The sequence below is a fragment of the Methanolobus mangrovi genome, from assembly GCF_031312535.1.
Taxonomy (GTDB): Archaea; Halobacteriota; Methanosarcinia; order Methanosarcinales; family Methanosarcinaceae; genus Methanolobus; species Methanolobus mangrovi.
The window spans coordinates 1,349,787-1,366,095 of record NZ_CP133594.1 but is presented as its reverse complement, the minus strand read 5'-3'; the positions used below and the strand labels follow the sequence as shown (position 1 = coordinate 1,366,095).

Genomic DNA, 16,309 nt, shown 5'->3' with positions numbered 1-16,309 from the left:
AAATTTAACAAATATAATAATTGGATAACTCCAAAATTGATAAAAGGGATAGATATGGCAGAAAAAGATATCTCAATAATACACCCGCGGCCAAGCTCTATCGTGGCTGCCTTATATACATTACGTGACCTGAATGTTGATGTTGCTATACTTCACGGTCCGCCCGGTTGCTCATTCAAACACGCAAGACTCCTTGAAGAGGATGGTATACATGTTGTGACCACTGCTCTTGATGAGAATGGCTTTGTCTTTGGAGGACGTGATGAACTCTCATCTTTACTTACAAAAGTAAATGAGATGTTCAATCCGAAACTCATCGGCGTGGTGGGCACCTGTGCCAGTATGATCATTGGAGAGGAGCTCCGTGAGCCTGTTCAGGATGCAAAACTGGATGTACCTGTCATTGAGGTGGAAGTGCATGCAGGATACCCTAACAATACCAAAGGTGTTCTCATAGCATTGGAATCTGCATGTGATGCAGGTATCATAGATTCGGATGAGCTTGAAAGGCAGAAGATCCTTCTTGAGGAAGCAACCAATGTGGAGAAGCGTCATGGTGCAGCAAGCAGGGAATACCTTACTCCTTCACGCGGAGACCTGAAGTATAAGGTTGCTGAAAAGGTTATCAATTATCTGAAAGAAGGCAAGCGCTGTCTTACCATTATGAATGCTAAGAAAGAGACTGGTTATATGTTCGCTGACATAACCGTTGCTATCAATGAAGTAGCTGCCCAGCTTGGCATGGAAGAGAATGTCATCAACATGGCAAACGTGGATGATACTCTTGGTCTTCCACGGGTTCGGCATCATGCCAGATCAATAATGGAAGATTTCAAGGAAAAAGGAATCACGATCCATGAGAATATTGGTGGTATGGACGAGTACCCAATTGCAGGTGAAAAGGTCAGTGAACTGATCGCCGAAAAATACAGCGACTTCGACTTTGCTGTTATCACCGGTGTGCCACATGCAATACCTATGGACAACCTTGCAGGAATGGAAGTAATATCCGTTACAAATGGTCCCAGACAGGTTATTCCGTTAAAGGAAATGGGACACACGAATGTCATTGTGGAGATCGACCTGCATCCGAAGACACTTGGTGTGACCCACATTGTTGAATCCGAGTTTGGGGCAACGATGCGTGAAGTTGCAAAGGATATATTAGACGCGGAACAGGAGGCTGCTTGATGGCACAGAAAAGAATAGCCATCTACGGCAAAGGTGGCATCGGCAAATCCAGTACCGCTTCAAATGTTGCAGCAGCCTGTGCAGATGAAGGTTACAAAGTCATGATCATCGGATGCGATCCAAAGAGCGATTCATCCATCACACTCCTTGGTGGTAAGAGAATACCAACAATCCTTGACCTTCTCAGGCAGAAGATCGATGTCAAGGAGGAAGATATCGTCCATGAAGGTTACAAAGGTGTTAAATGTGTGGAAGTCGGTGGCCCCGAACCTGGAATTGGCTGTGCAGGACGAGGGATTATCGTTGCTATCCAGAAATTGAAGCAGATGTGCAAGTCTATCGATGATATGGACCTTATCATCTACGATGTTCCTGGGGATATCGTGTGTGGCGGCTTTGTTGCGCCTATACGCAAGGGACTTGTGAACCAGGCTTACATTCTTACATCAGGTGAATACATGCCACTCTATGCTGCAAACAATATCTGCAGGGGACTTGCCAAGATAGATACTCAGCTTTCCGGCATAATCTGCAATTCCAGAAGTGTTACAAGGGAAGAGGATATTGTTAGGAAGTTCTCGGGGGAGATAGGCAGTAAACTCATGGCTTTCATTCCAAAAGAGCAGATAGTTCAGGACTGCGAGAGGGATGGTTTCTCCGTGCTTGAAAAGGCTCCTGACTCACCTGTTGCAGGTGTCTATCGTGAACTTGCACATGCAATCATGTCAAATGAAGATTCTGTCATGCCTGAAGCACTTGAAGATGAAAGGCTTCGCGAACTTACACGTTAAGGTTGATGACCATGTCCCACAATCCTCCTGTCCCGGAAATAAAGCAAGAAACAAAAGAAATACCAAGGATACTCCTGTCAGCAGGCAGTTCCTCCTCAGGCAAGACCACTATTACAATTGGTCTGCTTGCGGCTCTTACCGAGGCGGGTTATAAGGTCCAGCCGTATAAGGTCGGACTGGATTACATCGACCCCAGTTACTATTCTGAGATAACGGGCCGCAGAGCTCGTAATATCGATGGTTTCCTGATGGACGAGGAGGGTGTGCGGGATGTTTTCATTCATGGCACGGAAGCTGACGGTGATGCTGATATCGCTATCATTGAAGGTGTTCGTGGCCTGTTTGAAGGTTTTGACAGTTTTTCGGACACAGGCAGCACCGCACAGATAGCTAAGATACTGAAATGTTCTGTTATCCTTATCATCAATGCAAGGAGTATCACCCGTTCGGCTGCTGCTCTTGTAAACGGTTTTAAGTATTTCGACAGGGATGTGCATATAACCGGTGTCATCCTCAACAATATAGGTGGTCCGCGCCACGAGAAAAAAGCCACAGAGGCCATCGAACACTACACAGGTATTCCTGTTATCGGTGTGATTCGCCGCAATAATTCCATGAAGATATCCATGAGGCATCTAGGCCTTGTTCCTGCAATAGAGGAGCGCCGTCGGGCTGACAATTATGATGAGCGGATAGATTTCATTAAAAATACCATTAAGGATGGCATTAAGATCGATCGTCTGCTGGAGATGGCTCAAACAGCTCCTGCTCTTGAGCGTCCGCCAAAAACAGTTTTCACTCCCCGTGAGATCGAAGGAGAGCGTCCGGTCATTGGTGTTGCTCTTGATGAAGCTTTCAATTTCTATTACCACGATAACCTGGAACTGCTCCAGATGGCAGGGGCAGATATCAAATACTTCAGCCCGATCCATGATAAAAAACTCCCGGATGTCGATGGCCTGTATCTTGGCGGCGGCTATCCTGAGCTTTTCGCTGCAGAACTTGAGAACAACGTTTCCATGCGTGAAGACGTTCTGGATGCATCACGTTCCGGCCTGCCAATCTATGCGGAATGCGGTGGCCTCATGTATCTGACTGAAAAACTCAGTACGGGAGTAAAAGGACAGGGCGCTCACAATATGGCTGAGATGCCAGAATCAACCCACGATATGGTGGGAGCACTTCCCGGACATACTTTGATGGGCCACAAACGTGTTGTCAGCTATAATATTGGTTCACTGGCAATGGATTCAGTCATCGGCAAAACAGGAAACTCTTTCCGTGGTCATGAGTTCCATCACTCAGAAGTTACAGATATCCCGAAGGATGCAAAGTTCGCTATCAAATTATCCCGCGGAACCGGCATTATTGACGGTTGGGACGGACTTACTGTGAATAATACTCTGGGATGCTATGCTCATCTGGTTGCGAGTTCTTACAGGGAGTTTGCAGGGAGCTTTGTGGATTTTGTGATGAGGGAATGAGTTAATCTTTTTTGCAATATTGGAAGTCGTAACTTCACTTATTTTTTAATTTATAATTGTTCATGTGAAAGCATATTAGTGAATACGTCATTTTATTGTTAATAACCTTAATAGAATATTTTCAAAAGATATTTCATAGAGCATGAAGGAGCATGATAATATGGATAATATCATTCTGGAAAAAGGGCGTAAGATAGCCTATTTTTCAATGGAGATCGGATTAAAGAAGGAGATTCCTACTTACAGTGGTGGATTGGGTATACTGGCAGGCGATACCATAAAGGCAAGCGCTGATCTGGGGCTTCCACTTATTGGTGTCACTCTCCTGAACAGAAGGGGATATTTTATGCAGAAGCTTGATTCTGCTGGCAGGCAAACCGAACATCCGCAGGAATGGTCCCCATCTGATTTCATGCAACCTCTGCCAGCTGAAGTGACTGTGACAATTCAGAACAGGGATGTAAAGGTCAAAGCATGGTTCTATGAGCACCAAAGTCTCACCCAGGAAACCGTTCCTGTACTTTTCCTGGATACGGATGTTGAAGGAAATTCCATGGAAGACAGGCAGATAACCCATAGTCTTTACGGCGGAGATCGAAAATACCGATTGAAGCAGGAAATGATATTGGGTATCGGTGGGGTCAGGATGCTGAAAGAGCTTGGTTATTCCATAACTAAATATCATATGAATGAAGGCCATTCCAGTCTGCTTGCTCTTGAATTACTGCACCAGAATAATGTGTCAGTCTCAAAAGTCAAAGAGCTGTGTGTTTTTACTACTCATACACCTATTGAAAGCGGACACGATGTATTCTCACATGACCTTGTGATGGAGTTGATCGGGCAAAACTCGGATTTTGAGATTCTCAAAAAGTATGGCGGAGAACACCAATTGAATATGACCGTTCTTGGTCTGAACCTTTCAAACTATGTCAACGGTGTTGCAAAAAGGCACAGGGAAATATCTGAAAAAATGTTTCCCGGATACAAGTTCAATTCTATAACAAATGGTGTTCACTCTTATACATGGGTTTGTTCTCATTTCAGAAAACTTTATGATGAATATCTTCCCGGCTGGGCAAATGAGCCGGAGCTTCTTGTCAGGGTCCGCAGTATACCGGATAGTGAAATATGGGATGCGCATGAGTTCGCAAAAAAAGATCTCATTGATTATGTGAATCGTGAATGTGGGAATGATATGGATTATGATACACTGACCATTGGCTTTGCAAGACGCATTACAGAATACAAAAGACCCACTTTAATCTTTTCTGATCTTAAAAGACTCAGAAAGGTGAATGAAGCCGGAAAGATACAGTTGATCTTTGCAGGAAAAGCCCATCCTAAAGATGAACAGGGCAAAAAATTCATAGAGATGATCTTTAGGTATGCTGAAGAACTCAAAAGTGAAATAAAGATTGCTTATCTGGAAAATTACGATATGGATCTTTCCCTGAAGATGGTATCGGGCGTTGACGTTTGGCTTAACAATCCCAGAAAACCACTTGAAGCATCCGGTACCAGTGGTATGAAGGCCGCACATAATGGTGTTGTAAATTTCAGTGTGCTTGATGGCTGGTGGATAGAAGGTTGTGTTGAAGGTGTCACAGGTTATTCCATCGGTCCCAGGCCGGAAGTGGATAAATCTCTGGAACAAATTGAAATGATGGAACTGGATGACCTTTACAATAAATTGGAATATATCATAATCCCAAAATACTACTGGAGAAAAGATGAATGGGTGAACCTCATAAACAATTCAATTGAACTAATCGCATACTACTTCAATAGTCATAGGATGATGCACCGTTATGTTACTGAAGCCTACCTCTAAGCTGAGGCTTTCAGGCTTCATTTTCAATTGTCACTCTCACATTCTCTTTTGTTCCAATATTTCAGGAATCACAGGTTCCAGTCCACTATGGTTAAATAGGTAGTCCAATATCTGAATCCATATACATTCTTACACATATTCTTATTTAATTCAGGTGAATTTTTTGATTGGAAAACTTATCAACGATAGGGTAAAGGCCGGGAAACAGGCTATTAATGAGCTGTATAACACCGGGTATTACGGACGTCCAAAGGGCGATGTTCTTGAACTCACACTTATCGAGGCAGCATATCTGCTTTACAAGAACAGGCTTGAGATTACCATGGATGAAAAGGCCCTTACATTTCAGGAGTTTTTCACAGAAGCATCTAACAGACAGCAGTTCTTTGAGTTGAAGTACATTGTTTACAAAGACCTTCGAGAGAGGGGATACTATGTCCAGCCAAGTGTTACGGATTTCCGGGTATATCCCAGGGGAGGCCATCCGGGCAAGACCCAGGCAAAGATGTTCGTCTATGTAAGGTCTGAGCGTATCCCAATGCCTATTAAGGACCTTCTTTCACAGTACACTGCTGCGGTAAACGTTCGCAAGCAAATGGTGCTTGCCATTGTTGATGAAGAAAGTGACCTTACTTATTATGAAGTGAAGAAAGCTGATATCAAAGGGAGTATGGATGCAATCCTTCCAGAGGATGAACCTGTTCCTGCAACGATGCTGGAAGACCGTGTCCTGATATGGGATGAAGAGGCTTCACATCTGCTTTACGAAAATGGTTTTTATGGTAAACCTCTTGATAATGAGCGTCTCCAGTTATCTCTTGTAGAATCTGCATACCTGCTTGAGCAGGCTCTCATAAAGATTAAGGATGGCACAACGGGCAATATTCCTGACCTTGCCGAATTCTCCGAGACAGCATCATCCATTGATCCTGATTTTGAACGCAAGTACAGCACGTATGTTGACCTTCGCAGCAGGGGATTTGTTCCAAAGACCGGTTTTAAATTTGGTACTCATTTCAGGGTCTACAATGAAGTTAAATCACTGAACAAGCTTCCTCATTCGGATTATCTGGTACATGCAATTCCGCAGGACTATGAATTCTTCCTTCCCCTGATGTCAAGGGCAGTGAGACTTGCCAACAGTGTCAGGAAACAGATGTTATATTCCGTCGAATTTGCAAGTGGCATCGAGTATATCGATATCGGCAGAATAAAGATGTAAAGATTTACTCAAACTTATATAATATCCATGTCTTTGATTTAGCAGATGTTTGATATAATAGCAGTAGACATTTCCGGACGTCATAAGGTAAAAGATGAATATCTTATGGTATGTGCGGCTGTCGCTGCATCTGTTACTGCTGACCACATTGAGAAGGTCAACCAGATAACGATACGGTCTTTCAGGAGCAGATCGCCACCCGACATTCCGTATGTTGTGAAGATGATCGAGGAGACCGTATCAGAACTGAAGTTCCAGGGTACCATAGTCGCCGAAGCAGGTGATATGTACAATAAACCCCAATGGCTTATTGATAGTATGTTCTCTTATGATTTCAAATATCAGGAATCGCTGAGCGAAAGACGATGCATTGAAATTGCCCATCATGTATCGCTTAGTTCAAGAAAACTCCTTCTAAAAGAGCTGGGCGTTCAATGATTATTCAGGAAATCAGGTATCCCTATGAAAAGTGCTATTTTAGTAAAGCGAAATGACCCACGGTCTGAAGATGAAAAGAACATGCTTCAGCTAAATGAGCTCAGGGAACTGGCTGAGGCAGCAGGTTATGAGGTTATGTGCGAACTAACCCAGACCAGGCATCCTGACAGGAAGTTCCATCTTGGAAGGGGCAAGGTCGATGAACTGGCACAAATGGTTGTTCATCTGAAACCTGATAAAATCATATTCCACAATCCTCTCAGTACAATGCAGATATACAATATTTCAGAGATCTGCCGTTGTGAGATTATTGACAAGTTTCAGCTAATCCTTGAAATATTCGCAACCAGAGCAACCACTCATCGTTCCAAATTGCAGGTTGAACTCGCAAGGCTCCAATATGAGCTTCCAAGGGCACGGGCTGTGATATCTATCCTCAAAAAAGATGAAAGGCCGGGTTTTATGGGTCTGGGAGGATACGAGGATTCATACGCACAGGATATAAAGAACAGGATGACTCGTATCAGAAGTGAGCTGGAAACGATACAGAAGGACAATGAAGCCCTCCGGATTCACAGGCACTCAAAGGGTTTTTCGCTGGTGGCACTTGCAGGCTACACCAATGCAGGAAAAAGTACTCTTTTCAACGCTCTTGTGGATGAGAACGTCGAGTCTAAGGATATGCTATTCACAACACTGCTTCCTACTACGCGTTCACTGAATGTGGAGGGAAGAGATGTCTTGCTAACGGATACCGTCGGTTTTATCGAAGACCTTCCTCACTGGATGGTGGATGCTTTTCGGTCCACCCTTGACGAAATTTTCCTTGCAGATGTCGTTCTTCTTGTTGTTGATTCTTCTGAAGATCTGGAAAACATACGCAAAAAATTGCTTGTATGCCATGAAACAATGTGGGATCAGTTGCAGGATGTGGCTATCGTGACAGTTTTCAATAAAATTGATCTCATAGAAGAGGATGAACTGACAGAGCGCATGTCAAGTCTTGGTTATCTTGCTCCCAATCCCGTAGCTGTGTCTGCAAAAAGTGGTTTTGGATTCGATGAACTTAAAGCACAGATCCATGATCTCCTTCCAAAGTGGGAAAGGATCAGTCTCTCTTTTCCAATGTCAGAAAAAGCAATGTCAATTGTAGCATGGATATTTGATGAAGGTCTTGTTCATAATATCAAGTACGGTAAAGATATTTCGATAGATTTTGAAGCACGGGACAAGATTATAAATAAAGCCATTTCTTTAGCAGCAGAATTATCCTGAAGGGCAATATTATATGTTCCTAAATAATTTTATGGGCATCGATATATATATATGCGATAAGGTAGTTTGTATGCATGCGAACGGGTACTTCTCTAATGTACCACCAATCCTATCCAACCACCCAACCACCAAAATTCTATTACCCGTTCGCAACCACCCAATTTCTCCTGGTTTTAAAATATCTTTATAAACTCTTAAGACTAAGGTACTTTCATGAAGCTCGATCTTCACGTCCATTCCTGTTATTCGAAAGATAGCAATGCCAGCCTTGACGATATACTTGAGCATGCAGCCCGAAACGGCCTCGATGGTTTTGCTATATGTGACCATGATGCCATAGAGGGCGGTATTGCATGTTCCAAGAGGGCAAAGGAAATTGGTTCGGATCTGATTGTCATACCTGGTGTGGAAGTGAGTTCCTCTAAAGGACATATTCTTGTGCTGGGAGTTCGCGAATCCATAGAATCGGGACTTAGCCCTGAAGAAACCATCAAAAGGGCACGTCAGCAGGGAGCTGTTGTAATAATTCCTCATCCTTTTAAAATGACATCCCATGGCATTGGTTATGTTGATGGACTGGATACTGATGCAGTGGAAGTGTTGAATTCCCGCTGTGTAACCGATGGTCCCAACAATAAAGCCAGAAAAGTCGCTCAGGAACTGGGATTTCCAATGGTTGGCGGAAGCGATTCCCATGAAGCGGAAATGGTGGGAAGGTCATATACGGAGATTCAGGCTGATTCCAGAACAGTTGAAGGTGTGCTGGATGCCATACGCAAAGGCCGTACCAGTCCGGGTGGAGGAAAAACCCCTGTATCATTCGTAATCAAGCAGATGTTCATCGGCCATGTGAATAAGCTTGGCCGACGTATTGGAATAAGATAAAAAGTAAGATGCTTATGTTTTAGATCTCGTGGAGGATTTCCAGTATATCCTCAGGTTTTTCCAGTACCGTTATACCTTCAAGTTCTTTCATGATGTCCACATTTCTTGCATCGATGTCTCTGACCTTCAGTTCAACAGGTCCGCCTTTTATTGCATTGAAATTGCAGAGCTCTTTACAGATTCCGCACCCGCTGCATTTTAACAGGTCTATCTGGTCTGTAATAGCATCATTGGGACAATTATCTCGCGGAGGACATGGGTCACATTTTTGACAAATTTCCCTGGCAATCCCATATGGTAATTCTGATATGACAACACCTGCTATGTCAACAGGCACAACATATACCGGTACGCTTCCTTTTACAGCCTGTGCAACAGCGTTGCTTACAAGTGAATCAGCAGTCCCGTGTGCAATTTTAGATACTGTATTGGATGTTGCCGGTGTTACGATTAGTGCGTCATACTTATCGAGAAGGAAACGTCCTGTTTTTGGCCAGCTTTTCCCCTGCTGTGTTTCGAGGAATATCTCTTCAAGGTATTCTCCGCAGGATATTGTTTCCAGCTCATTTTCAAGTCCATACATCCTTACTACTTCTTCAGCAGCACTGGACAGGAAAGTATTAACTCTTATGTCATGTTCACTTTTGATCTGCTTGAAGATCCCAAAACTGGATGTAAGGAAATGCCCGGCCCCGGTAATTCCCCATGCTATCGTTTTTGTCATAGGGAGAAAATAGTCTTTTTCTTATTATATTCTTTTCATCGGGACATGTCAGAGGTAGCCATAAAGCAATTTCATTGCTTCTTTTTCATCCTCTCCACCGCATTTGTCCACTATGTCACCATATGCTTTGATTAGTTTAAGGTATTTGTCGTCACCTGTTAGTTTGTATCTGGTTGCATGTACACAGGCTTCAATGACTCCGAAGAGGCCGCGGTTAGGTGCTCTTATCTGGATCTTGTTCATACGTGTACCTGCGGGTACAAGTTCCGTAACAAGTGCTTCGGATGTGATCTTTGTGTTCGTACAATCAAAAGCGATCCAGCATTGAGCTTTTTTCAGGGCAGTAAAATTCCTGCCACCCAGGTTTACATTTTCAAAATCTGAATCTTCAAGGTCGGTAAAAGTAGAATTTACAAAGACCAATGGGTCAAGAGTGATATTTACAACAAGACTCTTTTCTGAAAGCACATTATTGTAGGTATTAGAACCTTTGAACATGCGGACGAATAGTTTGTCTTTCTTACGGATAATGCCCATGGGGGCGGCATTTGCTGTCCAGCCTCGGTTTGTTGTGACAATAGTTTCTGATATGCCTTCATAAAGACCAAAATCATCAAAATTTATTTTCTTATCCATTAGAACCTTACTCCCGAAAGCAATGCGATAAAAAGACCGGCGATGATGATATCTGCTGTGGACCCCGGATTGATTTTTTTCTCCAGAAGCTCTTTGTCCAGTTTTTCTATCAATGGCAATATAGTCTCAAAGTCTTCATGACTTTTATACATTTCTTTTATTATCGCTTTTGCCTGTCCTGATACGTAAGCAGCGGTTCTGTCATCGTATTTAGTGCTGATGAAGGTGTCTTCATTCTCGGCAAGTGTCTTCATGAATGCATAAACGGTTATGTCATTGATATCAGCTTTAACTTTTGAAGGGTAAAGATCGTTATTCATGCCATCAATTATTATCTCAGCACATGCGGCACATCTTTTAAAACCGGTGACCCATTCATTGGCTATAAGATCGTATCCTCTGGCAATGTCCATGAGCTTGTAAAGACTCATGTCCCTTTCGTTTAGCTCATCAATAGCAGCTTTATTCTGAAGGTCGAACTCATCTGCAGGATTTACTTTTACACCTGCCGCTTCAAAACAGCTATAAAAGTCAACAGAATCAGTTGTATCTGTGTTCTTAACGATCCTGTACGCAGATTCTACAAGTTGCTGAATGGTAAAAGGTTCATCTTCCTGAAGAATTTCCCCTGCAGCCATTGCAAGAGGTACTAACAGCAGGAATGCTCCGAAATGGGTATTCCCTCCTTTTTGCCACATTACACTTTCCGTAACAGCATTCCTGATGAATTTGCCTATGTCCTCTGTCTTGGATGAAGCCTCTTCTATAACTGGGTAAACACCTGTGGCTGATGCCAGAAAATGCTCGTAGCGTGTGTCCTCGTAGTCATTATACCTGTCAATATTTCCAGGTTTAGGAGAGGCAGAAACTTCCAGGCACATTGCAAGCTGTGCGCAGCGTGCAATGTAGGATGAGAGCGGATAGTTGCCTCTGTTAATGGTGTAAAGTGAGTCTTTCATAGCTGCTTAATTCTTGGAGGTGCCTATTGGCTTTTTAGCATTGTTAATTATGTAGTCTGCAAGTTCTTTCTTCAGGCGCATATATTCTGCATCTGAAAGTCCAAGTGTTTCCAGCACTCCATCTCTGAGGTAACAGCGTTTTGATATCTTACAGCACCATGCAAGGCTTCCAAAACATGTACTATCTCCATACTCAAGCATAGTACCTTTGACAAACTCCATTTTAGTATCTGCGAATTCCTGTGCAGAGTAACCAAGCTTCTTGATATTATTGTGTACGGGACATGGTTTTACGGGTAAACAGCAAAAAGCCAGTCCCCTCAGGTCTCCTTCTCCTCTGCAAACATGTTTTGGTGCATTGTACCATCCCATGTCTTCCTGCTGGGCAGATATGCTGTGAACAAGGTTACTGATAAGTCCTGAGTCTTCAAGAACACCCCTTGCAACGGAAACCATATCAGCTCCGCGTGTGAACATGTCCTGTGCAGCATCTATGTCAGTTACAGAGTTGTTACAAATGAGGAACATCCGTGTGGAATCACGTATGTTCTTTATGAGATTAAGGTCTGCTCCGGAACCTTCTTTCATGGCATCGAGATGAAGTATATCAGCACCAGAACTTTCAATTTGCTGCACCAGTTCAATATCATCCACTACATTTGCACGTACCTTGACTGACAGTACAACACCGGTTTCCTTGATATGTTCTATCCAGTCGCAAAGTTTGGTGAGGTCAGTGAGAAGTGCCTGTCCTGCTCCGATGTCTGTGATTTCCTTCTGTCTGCAATGAGCATCCAGTTCCAGGATAGCATCTGCATGTTTTGCGATCTTTGCAGCTTCTATCAGAGGTTCTATCGTTGTACTTCTTACATTGACTCCAACGACAGGTCCTTCATTTACTGCTTTTATCTCGCTTTCGATGAGCTTCAGTGGTTCATTGGATTCAAATTCTTCCCTTCCTCTTGCAAGCATTTCAGATGCTGCTTTCTGCGTTGCAGCATCAAGGTTGTATCCTCCGAGTATCACCAGTCCCGCATCGGTTGCATTCTCATTTGCAAAACAACTATTGGTTATTCCTCCCATTGGGGCAAGAGCGATGGGATTTTTGAAGGAGAGTTCTCCTACCTTAATATCAAAAAGATTATCTGACAAGTTTAGGCCTCTGGTAAATATGAATTAGTAATATGTCGCTGAATAATGAATGGTTATTTTATTAATATAACGCTGTGTATGCGATAAAGGAGTTTTGAAAGTACTTCAAATATGATACAACTGGCTATTTGGTAACTCAAAACCTAAATACTATCAGCACAAACAGTTAAAATAACCATAGATTGGAACCTGTGGTAATACAAAAATGTGGAGGTTAATTCATGAACTGTATTGTTTGTGGTATTGAAAGTGAAACAAAATATTGTAATGAGTGCGGGAAAGTCATGGATGAATTAATAAGGACGATTGGAGAAGAACGCTGGAGTGCAATTGATGATTGTTCCTTCATATATCCCATGGTTCTAAGGGTTGCCAGGGGCGAGTTTACTGTCCATGATATAATTCAGGCACTGGAAGTTGAGGACTGACCAACTTCCCCTTTTCAAAAATCAAAAAAGAAAATAAAAGTAAGTATTGAACTTACTTTGTTTATCCATCGAGTATCTCTTCTGCGATGTCCCTGTATGCATCCATGACATATGAGATTCCGGTTACTTTTGCTGCATCTTCTGTAAGTGCCATGAGGTCCTTACGTGAAAGTGTAGAAATATTGAACCTTCTGGAACCTGCCATGAGTTGCTGCAGGCCAACCCTGGTCTTTTCAGCATATGAGTATATACCGATAGCACCCAGTGGTATGTTGTCAATGTCAGCACCATAGCGCTCTTCCAGTTCTTCATAGTGTACGAAGATCTCTTCTTTCCTGTGTCCGAATTCGGATACAGTCTTTGGAAGGTCATCTTCAGCAAGCCATTTGCCAATGTTCTTACCGACCATTCCTGGGATCATGAGGCCACGGCCCATGCATACTGCCTTGAAGTATGGAGCACCCATTGCCAGAACCTTGTAGATACCGTCTTCGCTTGAGAATCCACCGGCCATTGCAAGGTCTGGTACTCTCTTGCCTTTTGAAGTGAGTTTATCTGCAAATTCCTGGACAAGTGACTGCAGGTATATTGTTGGTGTTCCCCATTCTTCCATCATTGGCCATGGGCTCATACCGGTTCCACCAGGAGCACCGTCATAGGTGAGCAGGTCGATCTTTGCGTCGGAACTGTATTTGATAGCCATTGCAGTCTCTGCCATCGAGTAAGCACCGGTTTTCAATGTAATACGCTTGAATCCAAGGTCTCTGAGTCTGTCACATTCTGCATGGAATCCTTCCTCTGTGACAAAACCAAGTCTTGAGTGCCTTTCGAATTCTCTTATGGCACCAACTTTGTATGCTTCCTGTACAGATGCAAGTTCAGGGTCCGGTGTTACGATATAACCTCTTTTCTTAAGCTCGATAGCGCGGTCAAGCTCTTTTACCTTGATCTCTCCACCAATACATTTTGCACCCTGTCCCCATTTGAGTTCAATAGTATCCATTTCGTGCTTGCTGGAAAGGTATTCTGCTACACCAAGCTTTGTGTCCTCTACGTTCATCTGGACGAGCATTTCACCGTAGCCATCATGATATTTGTTGTAGAGTTCAATCCTGCGGTCCATCTCTGGTGATTCTGTTACAAGACCGTCATTTCCTCTTTTAAGTCCAGGGTCTATACCACATACGTTCTCACCACAAACAATGGTGACACCTGAAATAGCTGCGCCGATGGCAAAGTGTTCCCAGTTCTTCCTTGCAATTTCGGTGGAACCTAATGCTCCGGTGAAGATGGGTACCTTCATCTTTACTTTTTTGTCCCAGCCGTACTCTGTCTCAGTACTAACATTCGGGAATCTCGCAGTTTCAGGGCCAGGTAACATGTCATCTGGCATTCCTATTGCGCCTACTGCATATCCCTGTATGTTAAGGTGGGAGTAGTCAATAGGATAGTTCTTGTCTGCACCGGCTGTGACCTCACCAAAAGGTCCGGGGTACAGGACTTCACGTCCTCTGAATGTTGATTTAAATATTTCACAATTTCCACGACATCCGTCCACACAACGTGTACAGATACCTGACATCGGTACTACACTCTTAGACCTGTTGAAGGTCTGAGTGGCTTCATTTGCATTTGGTTGCCTAAGGTTACCCATGCTTTGTCACTTCCTCTATTTTATAATACTATTTTTTGCAGGCCGGTCTTCCTACCTCCGCCCTGTTCCTAACCATCAGGATAGTAATAGTAGGATAACGGTTGGCGCTTGCTATTACTAATAAGTTTCTATTTTTCATGTTTCTTTGTGTCTATAAACCGCTAACAGACAGCCTCTTGCCGTTATTCTGTATTTAAGTTTATCGAATTATCATAAGAGTTCAAATAAATCTCGTATTATATATTTTGCCCTGACACGCCGGGATATTTGTATAATCAACAAATTCAGATATGTTATCATTAAAGAAAGTTACAACCAAGCCTGACCGGACAGATACCAGTTACTGGAATATTGCTTGTATTTTGAATTTAAATCGAAATTTCACATGGCTACTTTAAGATATCTTATATAGGAGGTTGGGGATTTATGATGCATGATTCAGGACATTCTTATTCCATTCCTATTGGTGGGGCTCGCTGAGTTGGGTGACAAAACCCAGCTTGCAGTACTTGTCCTCTCTACAAAGACCACAAAATATGTTTCACTACTTGCCGGTGTGATGCTGGCTTTTGTACTGACGGATGGTCTTGCTATCCTTTTAGGGAATTTCATAGCAAACAGGATTCCGATGGAATATGTACGCATAGGTGCCGGCATACTGTTCATAATATTTGGTCTGACAACACTCCTGAACAGGGCAGAGGATGATGACGATGGCTCCTATGAACTGAAGAGTCCTTTTATATCTGGATTTGGTCTCATCCTTGTATCTGAAATGGGTGACAAAACCCAGCTCGCAGCGGCTCTCTTTGCTACGCAGTACGATCCTGTACTTGTGTTTATAGGGGTTGTATTTGCTTTACTGGTCCTGTCTTCTATGGCCATATATGTTGGTAAGATCCTCATGGAGAGAATCAATAAAAGAACCATCTCAACAGCTGCAGGTATTCTGTTCATCGTTATCGGTGCTTCATTCTTCCTTTGAAGTACGGCGATAACAGCCCTCTTTTTTGCAGTTAAAACAAAAATTAATAAGGTAGGAGTTTGTACTTTAATCAGGGAGGTTTTATCATAGTACATATACTAAGATGCAGGGATCTTGGCTTTAATGATGATTTCATTGTGATCGATGCCGATCCGAAAAAAGCAAAGGAAAAAATGATAGAGCACGTCAAGGATAAGCATAAGGATGAGTTCGAAGAATTATCTGATTTCCATCAGGAAGAGATTATTTCAAAAGTAGATTACCTGTTGAATCGCGGCTGCGGCTGTGGCGTACTTAAGCTTTAATGCTGAATCACTTTTTATTTTTCCTGGGATTTGCTTTTTTTCGTACTGGTAAATAGATAAAGTATTGCCAGCACAAGAGGCAATCCTATTCCTAACAATAATGTACTGTATCCATGTTGGTATGAATCTAATCCGTCAAGTCCAAACAACTCTGTTTCGGTTTGAGAAACAGCTCCTGTGAATAGGAACAGCAATAGTATCGTTAGTAAAGTGATACCAACTATGAGGTATCTATTGTATTTCATATCTTACCAATTAAAGGTTTCTAGCAAATCTATTATAAATGTTATGTTGTTATCTTTAATTATTAACATCAGTTCTATTTTATTTTATACAGAAGTGCGCA

At 42.7% G+C, this 16,309-nt stretch carries 17 protein-coding genes; 11 read left to right on the top strand and 6 right to left on the bottom strand.

The annotated features are described in order from the left end of the window. Positions 1-54 precede the first annotated feature (54 nt). The 8 genes from cfbD to RE476_RS06445 all read left to right on the top strand — a co-directional run bounded on the left by cfbD (position 55) and on the right by RE476_RS06445 (position 9,120). Positions 55-1,191, top strand: coding sequence for a Ni-sirohydrochlorin a,c-diamide reductive cyclase catalytic subunit (gene cfbD / locus RE476_RS06480; protein ID WP_309306843.1), 1,137 nt, complete (start codon positions 55-57; stop codon positions 1,189-1,191). Further along, positions 1,188-1,982, top strand: a complete 795-nt coding sequence (gene cfbC / locus RE476_RS06475; RefSeq protein ID WP_309306842.1) for a Ni-sirohydrochlorin a,c-diamide reductive cyclase ATP-dependent reductase subunit — start codon at positions 1,188-1,190, stop codon at positions 1,980-1,982. Before cfbD ends, cfbC begins: the two co-directional genes overlap by 4 nt. 11 nt (positions 1,983-1,993) lie before the next feature. Further along, on the top strand, positions 1,994-3,466 hold the full coding sequence (gene cfbB, locus RE476_RS06470; RefSeq protein ID WP_406600960.1) for a Ni-sirohydrochlorin a,c-diamide synthase: 1,473 nt from the start codon (positions 1,994-1,996) through the stop codon (positions 3,464-3,466). 160 nt (positions 3,467-3,626) lie between these two features. Continuing rightward, complete coding sequence (glgP, locus tag RE476_RS06465) at positions 3,627-5,300, top strand: alpha-glucan family phosphorylase (protein ID WP_309306840.1); 1,674 nt, start codon at positions 3,627-3,629, stop codon at positions 5,298-5,300. A gap of 163 nt (positions 5,301-5,463) precedes the next feature. After that, the gene (endA, locus tag RE476_RS06460) at positions 5,464-6,522 is read left to right on the top strand and encodes a tRNA-intron lyase (RefSeq protein WP_309306839.1); all 1,059 of its coding nucleotides are present in this window, start codon (positions 5,464-5,466) and stop codon (positions 6,520-6,522) included. Between the two features lie 45 nt (positions 6,523-6,567). Then, positions 6,568-6,960: a DUF2209 domain-containing protein gene (locus RE476_RS06455; RefSeq protein ID WP_309306838.1), complete on the top strand. Its 393-nt coding sequence runs from the start codon at positions 6,568-6,570 to the stop codon at positions 6,958-6,960. Between the two features lie 24 nt (positions 6,961-6,984). Continuing rightward, positions 6,985-8,235, top strand: a complete 1,251-nt coding sequence (gene hflX, locus RE476_RS06450) for a GTPase HflX (RefSeq protein ID WP_309306836.1) — start codon at positions 6,985-6,987, stop codon at positions 8,233-8,235. A gap of 213 nt (positions 8,236-8,448) precedes the next feature. Then, positions 8,449-9,120, top strand: coding sequence for a PHP domain-containing protein (locus tag RE476_RS06445; protein ID WP_309306835.1), 672 nt, complete (start codon positions 8,449-8,451; stop codon positions 9,118-9,120). Positions 9,121-9,139: 19 nt separating this feature from the next. On the opposite strand, the gene RE476_RS06440 is transcribed toward RE476_RS06445, so the two are convergent. The 4 genes from RE476_RS06440 to RE476_RS06425 are packed head-to-tail and all read right to left on the bottom strand — an operon-like array spanning position 9,140 to position 12,591. Then, positions 9,140-9,844, bottom strand: coding sequence for a dihydromethanopterin reductase (acceptor) (locus tag RE476_RS06440; protein ID WP_309306834.1), 705 nt, complete (start codon positions 9,842-9,844; stop codon positions 9,140-9,142). Positions 9,845-9,892: 48 nt separating this feature from the next. Continuing rightward, the gene (locus tag RE476_RS06435; protein WP_309306833.1) at positions 9,893-10,480 is read right to left on the bottom strand and encodes a DUF447 domain-containing protein; all 588 of its coding nucleotides are present in this window, start codon (positions 10,478-10,480) and stop codon (positions 9,893-9,895) included. After that, positions 10,480-11,439: a triphosphoribosyl-dephospho-CoA synthase gene (locus RE476_RS06430; protein WP_309306832.1), complete on the bottom strand. Its 960-nt coding sequence runs from the start codon at positions 11,437-11,439 to the stop codon at positions 10,480-10,482. The genes RE476_RS06435 and RE476_RS06430 overlap by 1 nt, the downstream gene beginning before the upstream one ends. A gap of 6 nt (positions 11,440-11,445) precedes the next feature. After that, positions 11,446-12,591, bottom strand: a complete 1,146-nt coding sequence (locus RE476_RS06425) for a methanogenesis marker 9 domain-containing protein (protein WP_309306831.1) — start codon at positions 12,589-12,591, stop codon at positions 11,446-11,448. Between the two features lie 221 nt (positions 12,592-12,812). On the opposite strand from RE476_RS06425, the gene RE476_RS06420 reads away from it, so the two are divergent. Then, a complete protein-coding gene (locus RE476_RS06420; RefSeq protein ID WP_309306830.1) occupies positions 12,813-13,019 on the top strand; it encodes a hypothetical protein in 207 nt (68 codons plus the stop codon). 61 nt (positions 13,020-13,080) lie between these two features. Here the strand turns inward: RE476_RS06420 and RE476_RS06415 are convergent, their stop codons facing one another. Beyond that, on the bottom strand, positions 13,081-14,673 hold the full coding sequence (locus RE476_RS06415; RefSeq protein WP_309306829.1) for an FMN-binding glutamate synthase family protein: 1,593 nt from the start codon (positions 14,671-14,673) through the stop codon (positions 13,081-13,083). Between the two features lie 433 nt (positions 14,674-15,106). Here RE476_RS06415 and RE476_RS06410 point away from each other — a divergent pair, with 433 nt between their 5' ends. Beyond that, entirely contained in the window at positions 15,107-15,658 is a 552-nt protein-coding gene (locus tag RE476_RS06410; RefSeq protein ID WP_309306828.1) for a TMEM165/GDT1 family protein, read from the top strand. 59 nt (positions 15,659-15,717) lie between these two features. After that, entirely contained in the window at positions 15,718-15,963 is a 246-nt protein-coding gene (locus RE476_RS06405; RefSeq protein WP_309306827.1) for a hypothetical protein, read from the top strand. A gap of 14 nt (positions 15,964-15,977) precedes the next feature. Here RE476_RS06405 and RE476_RS06400 read toward each other — a convergent pair whose 3' ends face one another. After that, positions 15,978-16,208 carry a hypothetical protein gene (locus tag RE476_RS06400; RefSeq protein ID WP_309306826.1) on the bottom strand — a complete coding sequence of 77 codons (231 nt, stop codon included), beginning with the start codon at positions 16,206-16,208 and terminating at the stop codon, positions 15,978-15,980. Positions 16,209-16,309: the final 101 nt, after the last annotated feature.